The sequence below is a fragment of the Sulfuriferula sp. genome, assembly GCF_054605375.1.
In genome coordinates this window covers 1-16,597 of record NZ_JBTSEG010000045.1, presented here as the reverse complement: position 1 = coordinate 16,597, position 16,597 = coordinate 1, and the positions used below count along the sequence as shown (strand labels likewise).

Below are 16,597 nucleotides of genomic sequence, written 5' to 3'. Positions count from 1 at the left end.
GCTGTAATAGGTGTAGCTGACCGGATTCTGCGACCCTGCCAGCGCCAGCGGGTTCTTGAAGCTGGTCAGGTTACCGTTGGCGTCATAGCCGTATTGGTAGGTGCGCCCGCTCCAGTCCTGCATCTGGGTGAGGTGGCTGCCGCTATAGCTGAAGGTCAAGGCCCGGCCCAGGCCGTCGGTGACGCTGGTCAGGTTATTGCCGGTATAGGCCAGCGTCAGGGTGTTGCCGTTGCGGTCCACGATCGAAGTGAGCGGCGCGGTCTGGCCGGCGGTATTGCCGGCATTGGACTGGAAGTGGTAGGTGAGACCATTCTTCTCGCGAATGGTATAGGTGCCGTCGGCGGCGCGCTGGAAGCTGACGAAGACGCCGGGGGCGTTGCTCAGCGTGGTGTTGACGCCGACGCCGCCGGAGACCGGCGCGGCGCTGAAGAATTTCTCGCCGCCGCTGCCGTCGACCCAGCTCAATTTGACCAGGTTGTTCTCTACCCCATAAAACTTGAGGAAGTGGTTGAAGCTGTGGGTCCAGCCGAAGCCCAGCGGGCCGTCGGCGGGCAGGCGCGAGTTATAGGTGCGTTCGAACACCAGCGGCAGGCCACCGCGGCCTTTGATGGAAAGATCGCGCTCGGTGTGGATCAGATTGCCGGTCAACACGTTAACCGGATCGCCGGCCGTGCTGATGAAGCTGTTCCAGCCGTTGGCGGCGGGGCCGGAGTTGAGGAAGTTGTTCTGCCCGGCGTACAGATTGGTCAGCGCGGTACTGATACCCGGATCGGTGCCGAAGTTGTACACCAGGGTCGTTGGCGTGGGGGGCAGCGCTATGCCGCCGGCGTAGCTGCCGCCGATGATATAACCGGCTGACATGCGGCCGTTGACGGTGTCGTTCTTTTCCTGCTCCCACACCGCGCCGGTCCAGTTGGCGACCTGAATCAGGCTGCGCGGAATGTTGACCGTATAGCCGTTGTTGACGGCGGTCTGGATGGTCGACACCGTGCCCGCCGGGTAGTTGAGCGCGGCATTGCTGTTGCTGGTAAGCAGCGGCATCTGGGTGGACGCATTGGCGGCGGTGATGTTCAGCACCGGGATGCCGGTCTCGTTGGCGAACTGCAGGCCGCGCACCGTGGATACCGCGTCGCGCTGGGCGTTCTCCTGCCACATGTAGGATTCGTAATTGGAGGAAGCATAGCCGCTGAGCAGGAAGGTTTTCCAGACATTGCCGCCGCTTGTCAGATCGACGCTGCGGCTCTGGCCGCCGGGGAAGTCCACCAGCAGGCCGGTACGGTCCACCGCGAACGGCAGGTCGAACACGTATTGCACTTTCATGGCGGTCGACACCAGGCCCAGATGGTTGCCGCTCTGCCCCGAGCCGCCGTCGATCCGGCCGATGGTCTGGTTGGCGTCGGCAATGTAGCGCAGGTATTTCAAGCCCACCAGGTGCAGATATTCGCCTTCGGTTTCCTCCAGGTTCGCGTCCGGGTTGGGGTAGGTGTTCACGTTCTTGAGCAGCTTGGCCGCGCGCTCGGCGAGGAGGCGATCCGACGCTTGAAAGCCATAGGCCTGCAGCGCGTGGTAGTTGGCACCGCCGATATTGGTGTAGGTGATGGTATTGACCGTCGGGTTGGTCAGCTCGCCCAGGCTGACACTCAAAGCGAGCTGATTGTTGGTGGTGCACAAACCCACCGCCGTGGTACCGGTCGCTTGTACCACACCCTCCAGCTTGACCACCGGCACTACGTTGACGGTGCAGGGCATGGCCGAAGTCGTGCTGGCGTCGTTTTGCCATCCGGACAGCGTGGTCTGATCGGTGCCTGTGGCGCCCTGGAATGACAGCGTCACGCGGTTCAAGGCGGTCTGCGGCAGCGACAGCGTCACCGCCGGTGCCAATACCGTGCCGCCGCTGTTCATGACGCTAACGCCGAACTTGTAGCGATGCGTATCCGGCAGATCGGCGGTCTCGGGCGTGCCGCTGTTGCTCCAGTTGGTGAAGGCGCTCACCTCGTAGGGCAGGGTCGCGGGCAGCACATCCACCGTGAGCGGCATTTGCGTGCCTTTGTAGGGCACATCCGCCAGGGTGTTGTTGGTGTAATTGGGCGCGACCGTCTTGATCGCGCCGGTCACCTGCTGTTGATACCATTCCTGCGCCAGGGTGTCGCTGCGCTTGGCCAGGAAACCGGCGTAGTCGAAGCTGACGTTGGTGGCGATGCCGGCTTGATAGGTGTTGTCCTTGAAGCTCGGATCGAGCGGTATCCAGCGGAAGCCGGCGTTGTCGGTGGCGGCGCCGCGGTAATGCGCATACGGCACGCAGGCTTCGGCCCAGACATGGCTCACCCTTACCCCAATCACGGGGCCGCCAGTACCGCTGGTCAGCTGGATATGCGTAGGCGCCAGCCCCTGGGCCAATATGCCCTGGGCGCCGGCATAGGATTTGGCACCGACCCAATGCGCGACGCGCCCGCCATCGGCGGCAGGGCTGCCATCGAGCACGTCCACGGTGCCACGCACGTAGCGCGCCGGAATGTTGGAGGCACGCAGCAGCGCGATCAGCAACGACGCCTGGTCGGTGGGCCCGCCGGCCCGGGTATACAGCACACCGCTGGCACCCTTGAGCGAGCCGTAATACGGTTCGTATTTGATATTGTTGACGACGTACTGGAAGATTTTAACCGCCGAGTAGTTGAGGCTGGCAGCCAGACTCTGGATCTCCGGAGTGATCGGCGCATCCTGGGTCGCCGCCAGATCGGCTGCGGTGAAGTTGCAGGTGCTGGCCTGCGGCGGCGTAACCGGCGCCAGCAGGGTGTTGCCCAGAAAAGCGTAGACGTTGTCGCCGGGCGCTTGCCGGTAGGAGAGATATTGCGGTTTTTTGTTGCTTTTGATGGGTTGTTCGGAGGGGCGGGCAGCTTCGCTTTTCCAGGTCGGCGCTTCCGGAGTAAGGGTGCCGGCGCGGGCCTGTCTGGGCAGTTCGTCGAGCTCGTGCAGCACTTGCCGTGCCGCGCCGATCGCGACCGCACGCTGCGTGGCATCGGGTGCCTGGTCGATTTGATCAAGGGCTTGAATCACGCGCTGGAAACGCGCTTCGATCTGGCTGCGCAAGGTGGGCGAGGGGGTTTCGCCCAGCGCCGCCAGCCGCGCATCCTGTTGATCCAGGCGTTTTCGGATCTCGGCTCGGTAGCTGTTCAGCTCGTGGCGTTTGGCATGCAGGAGCATCGCCTGGCCACCGCGCAATCCCGGTTTGCCTTCCTGTTTGTCCTGGTGCTGCTCGGCGTCGATCTGCCTGACCATCCCCGTCGCTTCGTCCAGGCTCTGCTGCAGGCTCTGGAACAGCGGATCCGGCGCCACGAAACGGGCCACCAGGCTCGCCACCTCTGCCGGCACGGGGGCGGGATCGGTATGCGCCGCCTGCGCACCGGTTACGCAGCAACTTGCTGCGAGCAACCAGACCAGACAAGTGCGAGCACAGTGGTAACGCAGGCCGCGGTTCATGATGTTGTTCTCCCTGAATCGATCAAGCGGACGTGATGGATGGATGCAGACGCACGCGGGTTAGCTGCGCCGTTTGCGGTTTTGTAGTAACTGGCTCAGCATGAGCAGGGCGGCCATGAGGATCGCGCCCCACTCCGGCAAGGTCGGCACGTCGCCATCCTCGACGGCCGCCGCAGCCACCACGATTTGACCCGCGGTGCTGAGGCTGGCGCTGCTCGCATCGGTAGCTTGATAGTTGAAATTAAACGGTCCATTCCGGGTGGGGGTGCCGCTGATGACCCCGCTACCCGGATTCAGGCTCAATCCGTCCGGTAGCGTGCCGGCGGCGATGGCGTAGATGTAGGGAGCGGTGCCGCCGCTGGCACTGAGGGTGTAAGTGAACGGCACGCCGACCGTGGCATTCGCCACCAGCAGGGATGCGGTCAAGCCGATCACGCTCTGGCCGTTGCCGGCCGTCAGGCCGTGCGCATCGGCGACGCCGGGATTGGTGCCGAGCAAGGCTTCCACCACGTCTGGAACGCCGTCCTTGTCGGTATCAGCCAGCGTCGTCGCGGGCAAAGTCTGCAAGGCGACGGCGGTGGCCAGCGCATCGCCGCCCCAGCTACCGTCCGTCCCCTGGTTGTTGACGAGGAAAGTTTGCGCGTTGTCGAGGGTGGTCTGCGCGCCGATCGCCGCGGCGTTGCCGGCGAGCTTGGCCTGGTTCAGGGCCTGATACACCAGTGCCGTATCGTAGGGGTTGCCGATGGTGGCGCCGGTATCTTCGGCGAAGCCGCCATCGCCCTTTTGCTGGCTCTTGAGCCAGTTGACGCCATTGGTGAGATAGCTGTCGACATTCCAGCCCAGCGGTTTATAGCGGCTCAGCGTAAGCACGTTTTGCGCGGTCGGAATCAGCCGGCTGGCCGCACTGTTGGGTTCGGTGGCGCTATTGGGCCAACCCCCGTCGGCATTCTGTTTGTAGGCGATGAAGCCCAGGCCAGAACCGGTATCCGCATAGGCTGCGCCGGACGCAAGCAACGCATCCATGGCCAGCGCGGTATCGGGGAAACCGCCCTGATATTTGGCGTACGCCCCCCAGCTTTTGGTGGTGTCGTCACGCTGTGTAATCAGGCGCTGGGTCAGGGCTGATACATTGGCGCCGCTATGGGCGAGCGCGTTGACCTGGCGCGACAGGCTGTCGTTGCTGGAGGTGGGCGCATTGGCAAGCCAGGCTTGCGCCATGGCGTAAGGGCGGGCCGATTTGAGCCCCGCGTTGGCCAGCGCATCCATCGCCAGCGCGGTGGGTTGCGTCTTGATTCCGGAAGCCGTCTGCCAGCTGCCATCGCCGTTCTGGTGCGTGTAAAACCAGGCCAGGCTTTTGGCGCGCACAGCATCGAGCTGTGCCGGCGTGGCGGCCTGCGCCGCCAGATTCACGCTCAGCCCGGCGATCATCCAGGCGCAACCCAGCACACGACGCGACATCGAGCCCATGACACCCTCCCTGGGTGAGTTTTTTAATTTCTTGGGATCAGATTAGTAGGCGTTCATGACACTTCATGCGGATCAAGATTCAGCTTTCATAGCCCATTCGGACTATGCGCCTGTCGCATCCTCCCCCTGCGCCCGACCAGCCGTCCCACCCCCCGCTGCAGCCCCGCCGCCCCCACCGCTGCGGCAATGCTCAACGCAAAACGCCCGCCCCCATCCATCACATGCACCCATTCCACCAGCCAGGGTGCGCTGACACCGTTCGGGGCCAGGTTGAAGCTGAGCAGGTCATGAATCGAACTGGCCAGCACCAGCGGTACGTCCAGCATTTCCAGCAGCACCAGCAGCGGCAGACTAGCCAGCACGCGCAGCAGCCGCCCGCGCCAGCTCAACCGCGGCCACACCAGCGCCGCCAAGCCCAATACCAGCGGATGGAGCAGCGCGATGGCCATCGGCGTGGATGCCTGGACAGAAAAGCCTGCGGGCAGCAGATGGCCGTACAGCACCTGTATGTGTTCAGCGATCACCTCGGTGGCAAACACGTATTCGTGATTGAGGTGGATGTCCAGGCTGAGCACCCTGAAGCCGGGCAGTGCCAGACCCAGCACCCATTTGTATAACGGCACAAAGAAGCCGGCGTAATCCCTGCCGCCGAGCCAGGCCAGCCCGAGCAGCACCGGCAAGCCCAGCGCCAGGCGCCACAGCATATCCAGCGTTTCACGCCGGGTGAGATTCATGGCGCGCCAGGAATACCAGGAAGTAGGCCAGGCAAATGGCGATCATGACCAGCGGTAGCACAGTACCGTGCAATACCCCGAACAGGCTGCGCTGATCCAGCCAGGCGTGCCACAGGATCACGATGCGGGCTTGATTCAAGCCATACACCAGCAAGGTGCCCAGGGCGATTCCCCACAGCCGTGCTTTCCAGGGAAAGGGCTGGCTGAAAAACGCCGCCACCAGCAAAAACAGCGTCTCCAGGCCTTCGCAGCCGTTGCGGATGTTGAGCCGCGCCAGTAGTGAGACGATGCGGTAGGCATCGGCGTGTACCGGCGTTGCGCTACCCAGCGCATTGATCAGCCAGGCTGCGGGCATGACGGTGGCGTGGTTGATGACGGTGCGTTCCAGCCAGGTGTCGCGGCTCATCTCCCAGCCGTACTGCAAGGAAAAAAATACCGCCAGGAAGATCAGGATCAGACGTAGTGGCTGGCGACGCCGGGCGTGAGCCTGGGCGTCGGCGTGCAGCAGGGCGGCGTAGTGGGTGTCGGGCATGATGGCTCGCTGTGGGGCTCTCCCGATGGTGCACCACCATGGCGGGGGAGGGTAACGCTATGGGAGAAATGTCCACATACAGTCTACTGCGGGCATGATGACGCAGATGTGACAGCGAGGTTGTTAAAACCTGGGTCATTTATTCAAATTTGAAGCATGACTGCTGTCTCGCGCTTTCAGGCAGTATTTCGGACTATGAGCTACATCACATAACTGTCATGCATGGTCGATACTCTCCGGTTCTATTGCCACTTCCAAGTGACCATCATTGTCTATCTATCGATTTTTCGTTACTGCCATTGTGCTGTTTCTGATCTGGTTAGGCACCTGCTTTGCACAGCCTGCTGTATTGCCGGCGGCGATCGAAAGCCGCCTGCTGGCCGGGAAATCGGTTGATCTGATTGTGGAATATCAATCCAGTGCAGTAGAGCAAAAGGCCGCAGACATGCGTCGACATGCCGGACTCGTGCATGATGATGCCGGGATTCTCGTGCTGAAGGCTCAACAATATAAGGCCATCAAGCTTAAAGTTGATCGTGCGATAGCACGCCCTGACATAGAGACGCTGCGTGACTATAGTCATCTGCCCATGGCGTACAGGCGTTTCCACTCGATGGCAGCATTACAAGCCATCCTGGCTAATCCGGCAGTCAAGGCGGTCTACCCGAACCGGGAATTTCATCCTGTACTGACCGTGAGTCTGCCGTTCATTGGCCAGCCTGCGGTAGCCAGCGCCGCAGACAAAGGCAATGGCACGACCGTCGCGGTGATCGACAATGGCATCGACTACACGCGTTCCGCCTTCGGCTCGTGCACGGCACCAGGCACGCCCGCCAGCTGCCATGTGGTGGCCTCGGTCAATTTCGGTACGGGAACCACCGATACCAGCCATGGCACCAATGTCTCCGCGATAGCTCTTGGCGTGGCGCCAGATAGCCGTATTGCCATGCTCAACGCGTTCTCCGGCACGTCGGCCTACACCTCGGACGTTATCTCGGCGATGAACTGGGCGATTGCCAATCAGCCCACCTACCACATCGCAGCGATCAATATGAGTCTGGGTGACGGCAGCAGGAACACCGTGCCCTGTAGCAGCGGCAATCCTTTCCTTACTCCGGTGGGTAACGCCCGATCTGCCGGCATCAGCGTAGTAGCGGCCGCCGGTAACGACGCTTATTCTGATGCAATAGCAAATCCGGCATGCACCCCCGGTGTGATTTCGGTGGGTGCGGTTTACGATGCCAACTATGGTGGAATTAATTGGGGGGCAGGCCTGTGCAGCGATACGACAACCCAAGCGGATCAGATTACATGCTTTTCCAATAGCGCGAATTTTCTGACGCTGCTGGCACCTGGTGCATTGGTAACGGCTGGTGGGTACACCGAGGGTGGTACATCGCAGGCATCGCCTCATGTAGCAGGGGCGGTCGCGGTTCTGCGCTCTGCGTTTGCGACGGAGACGCTCGACCAAACGGCAACCCGCCTGACCGGTAACGGTGTTGCGTTGACCGACCCTCGCAACGGCATCGTCAAGCCACGCCTGAATCTGCTCGCCGCCACTCGCCCGGCCAATGATGATTTCGTTGCTCGTTTCACGCTGAGCGGCAGTGCGGGTAATACAACCGGGCAAAATCGGCTCGCCACCCAGGAGCCCGGCGAGCCCAGTCATGCGGGTAACGCCAGCGGCCGCTCGGTCTGGTGGAAGTGGACTGCGCCAGCGGCGGGCCAGGTCAGCCTGGACACCCATGGCAGCAGTTTTGATACCTTGCTTGCCGTGTATGGCGGAACCGCCATCAATGCGCTGACTCCCATCGCAGCCAATGACAACGATGGCACCGCGAATGGTGTGAGCAGCCTGTTGTTCGAGGCGCAGTCCGGGGTGGAATACGAAATCGCCGTGGATGGGGCCAATGGGGCAAGTGGAAATATAGCGTTAAATTGGGCGCTCAATACCGCAGCACAGGCGAATTTGTCAGCCAGTGTCGCGGGGCCTACCAACGGCGTGGCGTATTCCACGGCTGCTTACTCAATCAGTGTATCCAATTCGGGGCCCCAGGCGGCGACGAATGTCAGCGTCTCCGCCACTTTGCCACCAGACGCAAGTTTTGTGGAAGGGACGGCAGGATGCGCGGTAAGCGGAACTGTGGTCACCTGCCCGGTTGGTACCTTGCAAGCTACCGCAACTGTAGTACTCAATATCACCGTAATGTGGGGTGCCTCAGGGACCGCAAACTTGTCTGTGAGCGTGACTTCGGATCTGCCCGATTCAGCCACTGCCAATAACAGCGCCACTGTGGTAATTAACATTGCTGCCGACAGCGCAGATATCCCGACCTTGCCGCAGTGGGGTATTGGGCTCATGGCGATATTATTGTTGAGTCACATTCTCTGGCCGCGGCGACAGCTATTGTAAACGGCATAAGGTTGCAATAGCGAAACCATCCTTGGCCTGCATCTGCGCGCTTAATGGCATTGATGGCTTCAAACGATCCAGTGAAGAAACGGCGTGATGCGCTCCCGAAATCGAATGTTGTGAGTCAACAGCTCCGGGTATTCCGGAGCATCCTGCACAATTCCCTACGTAGCAAATTCATCTATATTGCCGAAACGGCAAGACACTGCTGATCGGCCCGGGTTCCAGCTACCATCCTCTGCACTTATTCCGCGTGTGTAAGGCGAACCGTCATTCCAATAATCTCGTCTCATTGCCGAGTAAACCTCTGGATCTGTACGCATAAAGCCAGATCTGGCCTAGGTATTGCTTCATAGGTGACTGGACACCTAACGCGCGACCACCATCAACTTGGCCGTTATCCAAGCACCATGGAAATACAATTGCTTCGGATAAGGATTCATAGACCGAGTGACCTATGTAAGGGTACTGAGCGGGTAAGCTGAGTGAAATATTGGCTCGGTATAATCAGAACAGCGCACAGTACTGCACGCTAAAATGGGGTAATTGTTTTCCGCGCGTACAGAGACACCCGCCTTATCCTGGGTTATCCGAGAAATTTCAATTGGTATGTTTGAAAAATTCGGTATTCCAGTTCGACCGTTGTTTAGGGATTGGCCTGAATTCAAGCCAATCAAACTTTGATGATGAATTCTTGGGAGTACCGATCATGTTCACTGCAAATAAACTATTGCTTGCTATCGCTTTGACGAGTGCGGCGGGATACGTCCAGGCGGCCCCGGTAACGCTTGATGGAGCGTCATTTTCCGTCACTTATGACGATGCGCTGGTTGGGTTGTTTGGCACACCGACCCTGTCCGGCAATACGCTGTTTTTCACCCCAACCAGTTTCAAGGCCATTTCCACCAATGGTGCTGGCATCAGCCTCACCAGCCAGACCAGTAACTTTGATTTTTTGCTCAAGCCTTCTGCGAATTTACGTTTAACTTCAGTTGATTTGAACGAGGGCGGTGATTATTTGATGATGGGGCAAAACAGCTTCGTGAATGCGCTGGGTCAAATGCGGGTGCGCAACAATGCAAATCCGTCGATGGAAATTGTCAGTTCAATCGCGCCGACCGCTCCGCTTGCCTTCAAAGATGGTATTAACCACAACTGGACTGCCAGCGCGAATGCAGATCTGAATAGCGCTGCCTGGAATAACGCCGGGAGTGCCCGCGTCACGCTGGAAAACATTCTGTTAGCGTATACCCAGGCCGATACTGGCCCACAGTTGGCTTTCACGGAAAAAAAATATGCGGGTATTACATTTAATGTGAGTCCCGTTCCCGAGGCTTCTACATGGAGCATGATGTTGCTGGGCGTGGGTTTACTGGGCTACCTCGGTTTGCGTCGCCGTAATCAGCAATAATCGATGTGGCCATCGCAAGATCAAAGAGCATGGGTTGACTGTGCTCTTTGTTTTCAAGAAGGTTTTCCCGGGCAGTATTTGACAGATACTTCCTACGGGCAGGAGTGTCATCTGATCGATTTCCGTAAAAATGAATAAGAAAACGCTGCAACTATTGGGATTGGTTTTTTTGGTATTGGCGCTGACAGATCAGGCGCATGCAATTATCGGTGGCGTTGCCCCGGATTCCCCCGCCGCCCATGTGGATGCGAACAGTAAAAGCTCGCCCTTTGCTGGTGTGGGTTCGATTTCAATCAACGGTGGTAAGTATTCCGGAGTGCTGATCAGCGACCAATACGTGTTGACTGCCGCGCATGTAGTCAATGGTGTGGATCCCACGAAAATTCAGTTTAATTTGAACTATGGTGGTGCCTTGACCGAGAAATTCGGCACTGCAGAGGTGCATGTCAATCCCCGTTATACTGGCGCACTTGTATCTCCCGGCGGTATTGCTCATGACGATTTGGCTATTATCAAGTTGAATGGACATGTGCCGGAGGATGTGCCGGTGTATCCGATTTCCGGGGTTCCGCTTGCGCGTGGAGACGTGATTACTTTCGTAGGCTATGGCAGTGGTGGCTCAGGCGATGTGGGCATCACTGTGGGTGCCAATCCTGCAGTCAAGCGCGTGGCAGAAAACCGTGTGGACATGTTGTATGGCGATGTTGATGGTTGGACCAGGCAGGCGGTAGCCTATGAATTCGATTTCGACGGTGCTCGCGCATCCAGCAATGTTTTTGGTTCCAATATCCCACGCAATTTCACTTTGGGCAACATGATAGAAGGCATGCTGGCGGGCGGCGATTCCGGAAGCCCCAGCTTTGTTCAGGACAGCCAGAGTAAGTGGACGTTGGTGGGCATTAATACTTTTATTCGTACGATGGGCGGTGGTGGGCCGGTTTTTGGTTCTACCGGTGGCGGCATGCTGATGTCGGCTTATTCTCCCTGGGTAGAATCGATTGTGTCACCCGTACCTGAGCCTCAGACCGGATTCCTCTGGCTTTCCGGCCTGAGTGTTATCGCTTTTGCCGTAGCGCGTCGCGCGGACTGAGTTTCGTGGTTGACGGACATTTTCTGCAGGAGCGCTGGAAAATGGGTGCGGTTTATCTATCGAGTCCCGGTTTGGTACTGCCGTTATCGTAGTCCGAATAGCTCATAACCTGGGCCTGTATAAGAAATATTTCTACCATAGAGCCTTTGTATACTGAAACTCCAGTGCAACCCACATTGAATAGGAGTTTTCATGATGCGTACTATGCTTAAACTGGCTGCGGTAGCGGCCTTGAGTCTGGGTACTACAGTTTCCCAGGCAGCAATCTATAATGCAGGCACTTTGACTACGGAGCCATATAACAATACGTCTATTGTGGCTCCTGGCAGCTTTCAGGATACCTACAATATGACAGTAGGCAACAATCCTTCCGTAGCGGCGGCTGCCGTTCAGCTAGTGCTGAATCTGGGTAGCCTGAGCGTATATAACATTCAAGGTCTTAGCGCCAGTCTGTTTGATTCCAGCAATAACTTTATTACGGGCGCAACACAGGCTGTCGGTAGCTATGATCCCGTCTCCTTTAGCGCAATACTTGGTTCCGGTAACTATTACGTGAATATCGCAGGTAACGCTATTGGCAGTTCAGGAGGCATCTATACGTTCGCCGTCGCTGCTGTGCCTGAACCCGAAACCTATGCCTTGATGCTGGCCGGTCTGGGTTTGGTAATCCTGGTCGCACGCGCCCGTCGAAAAATCATTTAATTCACGCGCGTCTCGATCAACTGGTGATCTTCGTGGGTAAGCTGTTTACAGCTTACCCACGTTTTTAGAATAGCTTGTGTAGCCCTTATGTTGCAAGCTGGCCTTTGCTTACGGAACATCCCGCAGAACATTACCGACGGGATGCAGTGGAGCGTAGAGCAGGTCAATGCAATTGTCGCGGGCGGTGTTGTGGGATAGCACGGTAATCCCCCCACTAAAAAGAGGCATTTGAAAGTAGAATTTTCTTAAATGAGATTTTTTGAGGAATTTTTACATGAAGACATCCCGCTTTACCGACAGCCAGATCATGCAGATTTTGAAGCAAGCAGAGGCTGGCAGCCTCGTCCCTGACCTGTGCCGCGAGCATGGCATGAGCTCGGCAACGTTCTACAAATGGCGCGCCCGGTTTGGCGGCATGGACGTCTCGATGATGTCGCGCCTGAAGGAGCTGGAGGACGAGAACCGCCGTTTAAAGAAGATGTATGCCGAGGTGCAACTGCAGGCCGACGTGCTCAAGGAGGCCATGTCAAAAAAGTGGTGAGGCCGTCTTCGCGTCGCGAGATGGCCTGGTGGGCGGTACAGGACAAGCAGCTCAGCATTCGCACGGCGTGTGCAGCGTTTGGCATCAGCGAAACCTGCTACCGCTATCGCGCCCGACTATCGTCGGAAAATGAAGCGATTGCCGACTGGTTGATCCGGCTGACCACGCACCAGCGCAACTGGGGCTTCGGCCTGTGCTTCCTGTACCTGCGCAACGTGAAGCAGTTCGGCTGGAACCACAAACGCGTCTACCGCATCTACCGGGAGTTGGAACTGAACCTGCGCATCAAGCCAAGACAGCGCCTGGTGCGTGAGAAACCGCTGGCACTGGCGGTGCCGGCGCAGATCAATGAAGTATGGTCGATGGACTTCATGCACGATCAGTTGGCCGATGGCCGCAGCATCCGGCTCTTCAACGTGATCGACGATTTCAACCGGGAAGGGCTGTGCATCGACGTCGATTTCTCGCTGCCGTCAGAGCGTGTCGTCCGATCGCTGGACCAGGTCATCGAGTGGCGCGGCGCACCGAAGGCGATCCGCTGCGACAACGGCCCGGAATACATCAGCGCCGTCACGCTGGCATGGGCAAAAAAGCGCGGCATCCGCATCGACTTTATTCAGCCTGGCAATCCGCAGCAGAATGCTTATGTGGAGCGTTATAACCGCACGGTGTCAAACAGCGTCCAATACTTTCCACCAATCAGCGTCCAATAGTTTCCACTTTTCCAGCATTCTGAGGGTGATTTTTACGCTGCTTGAAGCGGTAGGAATCGTTGCCTGTTTCAAGGATGTCGCAATGATGGGTAACGCGATCCAGTAAAGCGGTTGTCATCTTCGCATCGCCGAACACCTGTACCCATTCGCCGAACGACAGATTCGTGGTAATGATCAAAGAGGTCTTCTCATAAAGTTGGCTAATGAGATGGAACAGCAGTGCACCGCTCGACGCCGGAAACGGCAAATAACCCAGCTCATCTAAAATGACGGCATCCACCAGGCACAGTTGCTTGGCCAGATTACCGACACGACCCAGATTCTTCTCCCGCTCTAACTGATTGACCAGATCGACCGCATTAAAGAAACGTACTCGTTTGCCGTGATGGATCGCCGCCACGCCAATGGCGGTGGCCAGATGCGATTTGCCTGTTCCCGTACCCCCGACCAGGATCAGGTTGTGTGCGGTTTCCATGAAGGCCGCGCTGGCAAATTGCTCAACCACTGCCTGCGACAACGGTGTTTCAGCCCAATCAATGCCGAGCAAATCCCGGTGGATCGGGAAGCGAGCGGCCTTGAGCTGATAGCGCAAGCTCTTGAGCTGGCGATCGGTTTGTTCTGCCGCAATCAGACGCTCCATCCAGCTTTCAGGGCGATGGGTTTGTCTGGGCTTTTCTGCCTGCAACTCACCCCATGCCGTTGCCATGCCATACAACTGCAGCGCCTTTAAACTTGTCGCATGGTCAATGGACATTGCTTGCCCCCAGCAGATGATCGTAGCGCTGGCAATTGGCAAGCGGCTCAAGCGTCAAGGCAATGCCATCAGGGATGTTGTTCATTGCCGCAGGCAAATGCGGCGCAATGAGACGGCGCAGTTCGTTCATCACCACCGCTGCACTGACAACGCCGTGCTCCAGTACCAATTCGCAGGCGACCGTCAGCGCATCCAGCCCCGCTTCTCCTGCCAGCATCAGCAGCTCAACAAAGGCGCGGTCTCCTTTGGGTTGTTTCAGGATGCGGTCACGCACCCTCTGAATGGGGAGGGGCAAGTCCCATGCCACAAAGGGTGCGCCATTGCGTAGCGCACCGGGTTTCTTCTCCAGCACCGGCAGGTAATGCCAGGGATCGCAAATCAATTGGTCTCGGCCGAACGAGCGTGGATGGGCAGCAATGACTTCACCCTGCGCCACAACGCGAACCTGATCGGCCGTGGTACGAACAGAAACCGCCTGACCGGCGGCGCTGGCGGGCACACTATAGCGATTGCGATCCACCCTGATTAGACAGGTCGAGGACGCCCGCATCATGTGTTCAACATAGCCATCAAACCAGGCTGTAACAGGCCGCAGCAGTGGCTGTTCGTCAGCAAAGACGGCGGCAATGGTGCGCAAACTGTGCGCAGGATGGCTGCGCTGCGCCAATTCTTTGCAGCGGGTACCGAGCCAGTCATTCAAACCGGCAAACGAAGCAAAACGCGCCAGGGGCGTGAACAGCCATTCACGCACATTGCCGACCTGGTTCTCAACCTGACCCTTCTCCCAGCCGGAGGCGGGCGTGCAGGCGACCGGTTCAAACAGATAATGATTGGCCAGCGTTAAAAAACGCCGGTTAAACTGGCGATCCTTGCCCGTGTATACCGTATCGACTACCGTCTTGAGGTTGTCGTAAATCAGACGGGCAGGCACGCCGCCGAAGAAGGCAAAAGCGCGATTGTGTGCATCAAGCACCATCTCCTGCGTTTCTCGCGGGTAAGCCACCACAAACATCTGCCGGCTATAGGCCATGCGGAAGTGCGCCACTTTAATCGTTTGAATGATGCCGCCCAGCTCCACCTGCTCCTGACTCCAGTCAAACTGGCAGGCGTCCCCGGGTTGAAACAGCATCGGGACGAAGGCTTCGGTCAGCTTGGGGCCAATATGGTTGGATTTCCAGCGTTTGACGAAACGCTGCACGCTGTCATAGGCGCCGCTGTAGCCGATTTCCTGCAAGCCCTCGAATAGTCGATGCGCGGTGCGGCGGCGTGGTCTTGGAAGTTTGGCTTCGTCAGTCAGCCATTGCCTGAGTTGTTCCTCAAATTGATCCAGCCTCGGTGAGGCTGGGTGCTCACGCACGTACTGGGGTTCTTCGACCGTTTTGAGATGCTTGCGCACCGTCGGGCGAGAAACGCCCATGTCACGGGCAATCGCCGTGATCGTTTGCTTTTGTACCAGATGCCGCCGACGAATTTCGTAAATCATGTCCATATAAAACACTCCAGATACCCCCGGCTCAAAACGCCGGATGATTACATGCTGGGGTGGAAACTATTGGACGCTGTTTCCACCCCTAATCTGGAAAGTTTTGCACGCTGTTTGACACCCGAAAGACTGGGTGGTGGACTGCAAATCCGTCGGCAGCGGCGAGAAGGCGCTCATCTATCTGGGGCGCTATCTGTACCGGGGCGTCATCCGCGAACAGGACATCGTCGCCTGCGACAACGGCATGGTCAGCTTCCGGTATCGCAACGCCAGGATGGGCAGGATGGAACGGCGGACCGTGTCCGGTGCGCAGTTCCTCTGGCTGGTGCTGCAGCATGTGTTGCCCAAAGGTTTTCGACGTGCGCGCAACTTCGGCTTTCTGCACCCCAACTGCAAGCGCCTGATCGCCTTGCTGCACATTCTGCTCAGGTTCGATCCGGGTCAGACGATGGCATGGGTCAAGCAGCGCGCGCCGATCCTGTGCGCGTGCTGCGGTGCGGTGATGCTGATTGTGCGGACGCGGATTCGATCGGTGTTCGCAGGACCGCTGCCGGTTCCCATTGTGATTCGAGGTGCGCAGTGACCATGTAAGCGCATCGGCAATCGACAGCAGGTGAAGGAACGCAGTGCCTGAAAGCTGAGGGACACGCTTGCCTGGCATCGGCGCTCAATCAGCCCCGCAGCCCCAAAATCAGGCATCGGCTGCCGCAATGGAACCGATAAAACGGGCAATCGAACGCACGGCCTTTGGGTCAAGGCTCATCCGGGGTGGTTTCCAAAAAGATATTTTCTGCGAGGCTCGATCACGCTCAGGACCGGGCTCGTCCAACAAACGGTTCAGATCGTGGCTGCGCACGATCTAACCTTATTCGTTAGGGTTTGCCATCAGGCTTGATTTTGGTAGTTTTAGTGGAAGCACTTTTTGCTTCGGCAGCCATTTCAAACATTTTTCGTTGCAATGCTTGGGATTGTTGTGCAACTTGCCTATTCTTTTCATCAACTGCTCGTAGACGGGCAGCCTCGGTAGGATTGTAGTGACCATTGACCAAATTTGCGGGATTTTCTTCTGGAAAATCCTCAATGTATTCAGACCATTCGCCCATTTTAAATCTCCTTTTTTAAGAACCACGTAAAAATTAAAATAAGTAACCCTAACGAATGAAAGGGACTTCCCCGTCCCGAGGCTGCGGCGAAGTTGCCGCGAACGGCATCAAAAGTGCCATGATGGAATTTCTCGATTTCATCAACACCACCAGGAGGGGAAAGTCATGAGTATTATC

General features: G+C 57.8%; 11 protein-coding genes and 2 pseudogenes. 6 read left to right on the top strand and 7 right to left on the bottom strand.

Annotation, left to right across the window (positions count from 1 at the left end; translation table 11 throughout):
- The 4 genes from ACYCZJ_RS15675 to ACYCZJ_RS15660 all read right to left on the bottom strand — a co-directional run.
- The coding region (locus ACYCZJ_RS15675; protein WP_461555160.1) for a DUF6531 domain-containing protein at positions 1 to 3,477 on the bottom strand (3,477 nt) is incomplete at its 3' end.
- A 60-nt stretch (positions 3,478 to 3,537) separates the two neighbouring features.
- Positions 3,538 to 4,944 (bottom strand): putative Ig domain-containing protein, encoded by a 1,407-nt coding sequence (locus tag ACYCZJ_RS15670; protein ID WP_461555159.1) that lies wholly within the window; start codon positions 4,942 to 4,944, stop codon positions 3,538 to 3,540.
- Positions 4,945 to 5,030: 86 nt separating this feature from the next.
- Complete coding sequence (locus ACYCZJ_RS15665; protein ID WP_461555158.1) at positions 5,031 to 5,678, bottom strand: hypothetical protein; 648 nt, start codon at positions 5,676 to 5,678, stop codon at positions 5,031 to 5,033.
- Positions 5,659 to 6,210: an exosortase/archaeosortase family protein gene (locus ACYCZJ_RS15660; protein ID WP_461555157.1), complete on the bottom strand. Its 552-nt coding sequence runs from the start codon at positions 6,208 to 6,210 to the stop codon at positions 5,659 to 5,661. The genes ACYCZJ_RS15665 and ACYCZJ_RS15660 overlap by 20 nt, the downstream gene beginning before the upstream one ends.
- Before the next feature lie 268 nt (positions 6,211 to 6,478).
- Here ACYCZJ_RS15660 and ACYCZJ_RS15655 point away from each other — a divergent pair, with 268 nt between their 5' ends.
- The 5 genes and pseudogenes from ACYCZJ_RS15655 to ACYCZJ_RS15635 all read left to right on the top strand — a co-directional run.
- Positions 6,479 to 8,623, top strand: a complete 2,145-nt coding sequence (locus ACYCZJ_RS15655; RefSeq protein ID WP_461555156.1) for a S8 family serine peptidase — start codon at positions 6,479 to 6,481, stop codon at positions 8,621 to 8,623.
- 613 nt (positions 8,624 to 9,236) lie between these two features.
- On the top strand, positions 9,237 to 10,034 hold the full coding sequence (locus ACYCZJ_RS15650) for a PEP-CTERM sorting domain-containing protein (protein ID WP_461555155.1): 798 nt from the start codon (positions 9,237 to 9,239) through the stop codon (positions 10,032 to 10,034).
- Positions 10,035 to 10,164: 130 nt separating this feature from the next.
- Positions 10,165 to 11,124 (top strand): trypsin-like serine protease, encoded by a 960-nt coding sequence (locus ACYCZJ_RS15645; RefSeq protein ID WP_461555154.1) that lies wholly within the window; start codon positions 10,165 to 10,167, stop codon positions 11,122 to 11,124.
- Positions 11,125 to 11,316: 192 nt separating this feature from the next.
- Positions 11,317 to 11,826, top strand: a complete 510-nt coding sequence (locus ACYCZJ_RS15640) for an FxDxF family PEP-CTERM protein (protein ID WP_461555153.1) — start codon at positions 11,317 to 11,319, stop codon at positions 11,824 to 11,826.
- 274 nt (positions 11,827 to 12,100) lie between these two features.
- Positions 12,101 to 13,038: pseudogene (locus ACYCZJ_RS15635) on the top strand (IS3 family transposase); the annotation flags it as partial.
- 28 nt (positions 13,039 to 13,066) lie between these two features.
- Here the strand turns inward: ACYCZJ_RS15635 and istB are convergent.
- Positions 13,067 to 13,834, bottom strand: coding sequence for an IS21-like element helper ATPase IstB (istB, locus tag ACYCZJ_RS15630; protein WP_461555152.1), 768 nt, complete (start codon positions 13,832 to 13,834; stop codon positions 13,067 to 13,069).
- A complete protein-coding gene (istA, locus tag ACYCZJ_RS15625) occupies positions 13,824 to 15,323 on the bottom strand; it encodes an IS21 family transposase (protein ID WP_461555151.1) in 1,500 nt (499 codons plus the stop codon). Before istA ends, istB begins: the two co-directional genes overlap by 11 nt.
- 112 nt (positions 15,324 to 15,435) lie before the next feature.
- Here istA and ACYCZJ_RS15620 point away from each other — a divergent pair.
- Positions 15,436 to 15,900, top strand: a pseudogene (locus ACYCZJ_RS15620) (transposase); the annotation flags it as partial.
- A gap of 289 nt (positions 15,901 to 16,189) precedes the next feature.
- Here the strand turns inward: ACYCZJ_RS15620 and ACYCZJ_RS15615 are convergent.
- Complete coding sequence (locus tag ACYCZJ_RS15615) at positions 16,190 to 16,420, bottom strand: hypothetical protein (protein WP_461555150.1); 231 nt, start codon at positions 16,418 to 16,420, stop codon at positions 16,190 to 16,192.
- Between the last annotated feature and the right edge of the window lie 177 nt (positions 16,421 to 16,597).

Coding starts and splice junctions, on each gene's coding strand:
- ACYCZJ_RS15670 (WP_461555159.1), bottom strand. CDS start 4,944: ATGGGCTCGATGTCGCGTCGTGTGCTGGGTTGCGCCTGGATGATCGCC.
- ACYCZJ_RS15665 (WP_461555158.1), bottom strand. CDS start 5,678: ATGAATCTCACCCGGCGTGAAACGCTGGATATGCTGTGGCGCCTGGCG.
- ACYCZJ_RS15660 (WP_461555157.1), bottom strand. CDS start 6,210: ATGCCCGACACCCACTACGCCGCCCTGCTGCACGCCGACGCCCAGGCT.
- ACYCZJ_RS15645 (WP_461555154.1), top strand. CDS start 10,165: ATGAATAAGAAAACGCTGCAACTATTGGGATTGGTTTTTTTGGTATTG.
- ACYCZJ_RS15640 (WP_461555153.1), top strand. CDS start 11,317: ATGATGCGTACTATGCTTAAACTGGCTGCGGTAGCGGCCTTGAGTCTG.
- istB (WP_461555152.1), bottom strand. CDS start 13,834: ATGTCCATTGACCATGCGACAAGTTTAAAGGCGCTGCAGTTGTATGGC.
- istA (WP_461555151.1), bottom strand. CDS start 15,323: ATGGACATGATTTACGAAATTCGTCGGCGGCATCTGGTACAAAAGCAA.
- ACYCZJ_RS15615 (WP_461555150.1), bottom strand. CDS start 16,420: ATGGGCGAATGGTCTGAATACATTGAGGATTTTCCAGAAGAAAATCCC.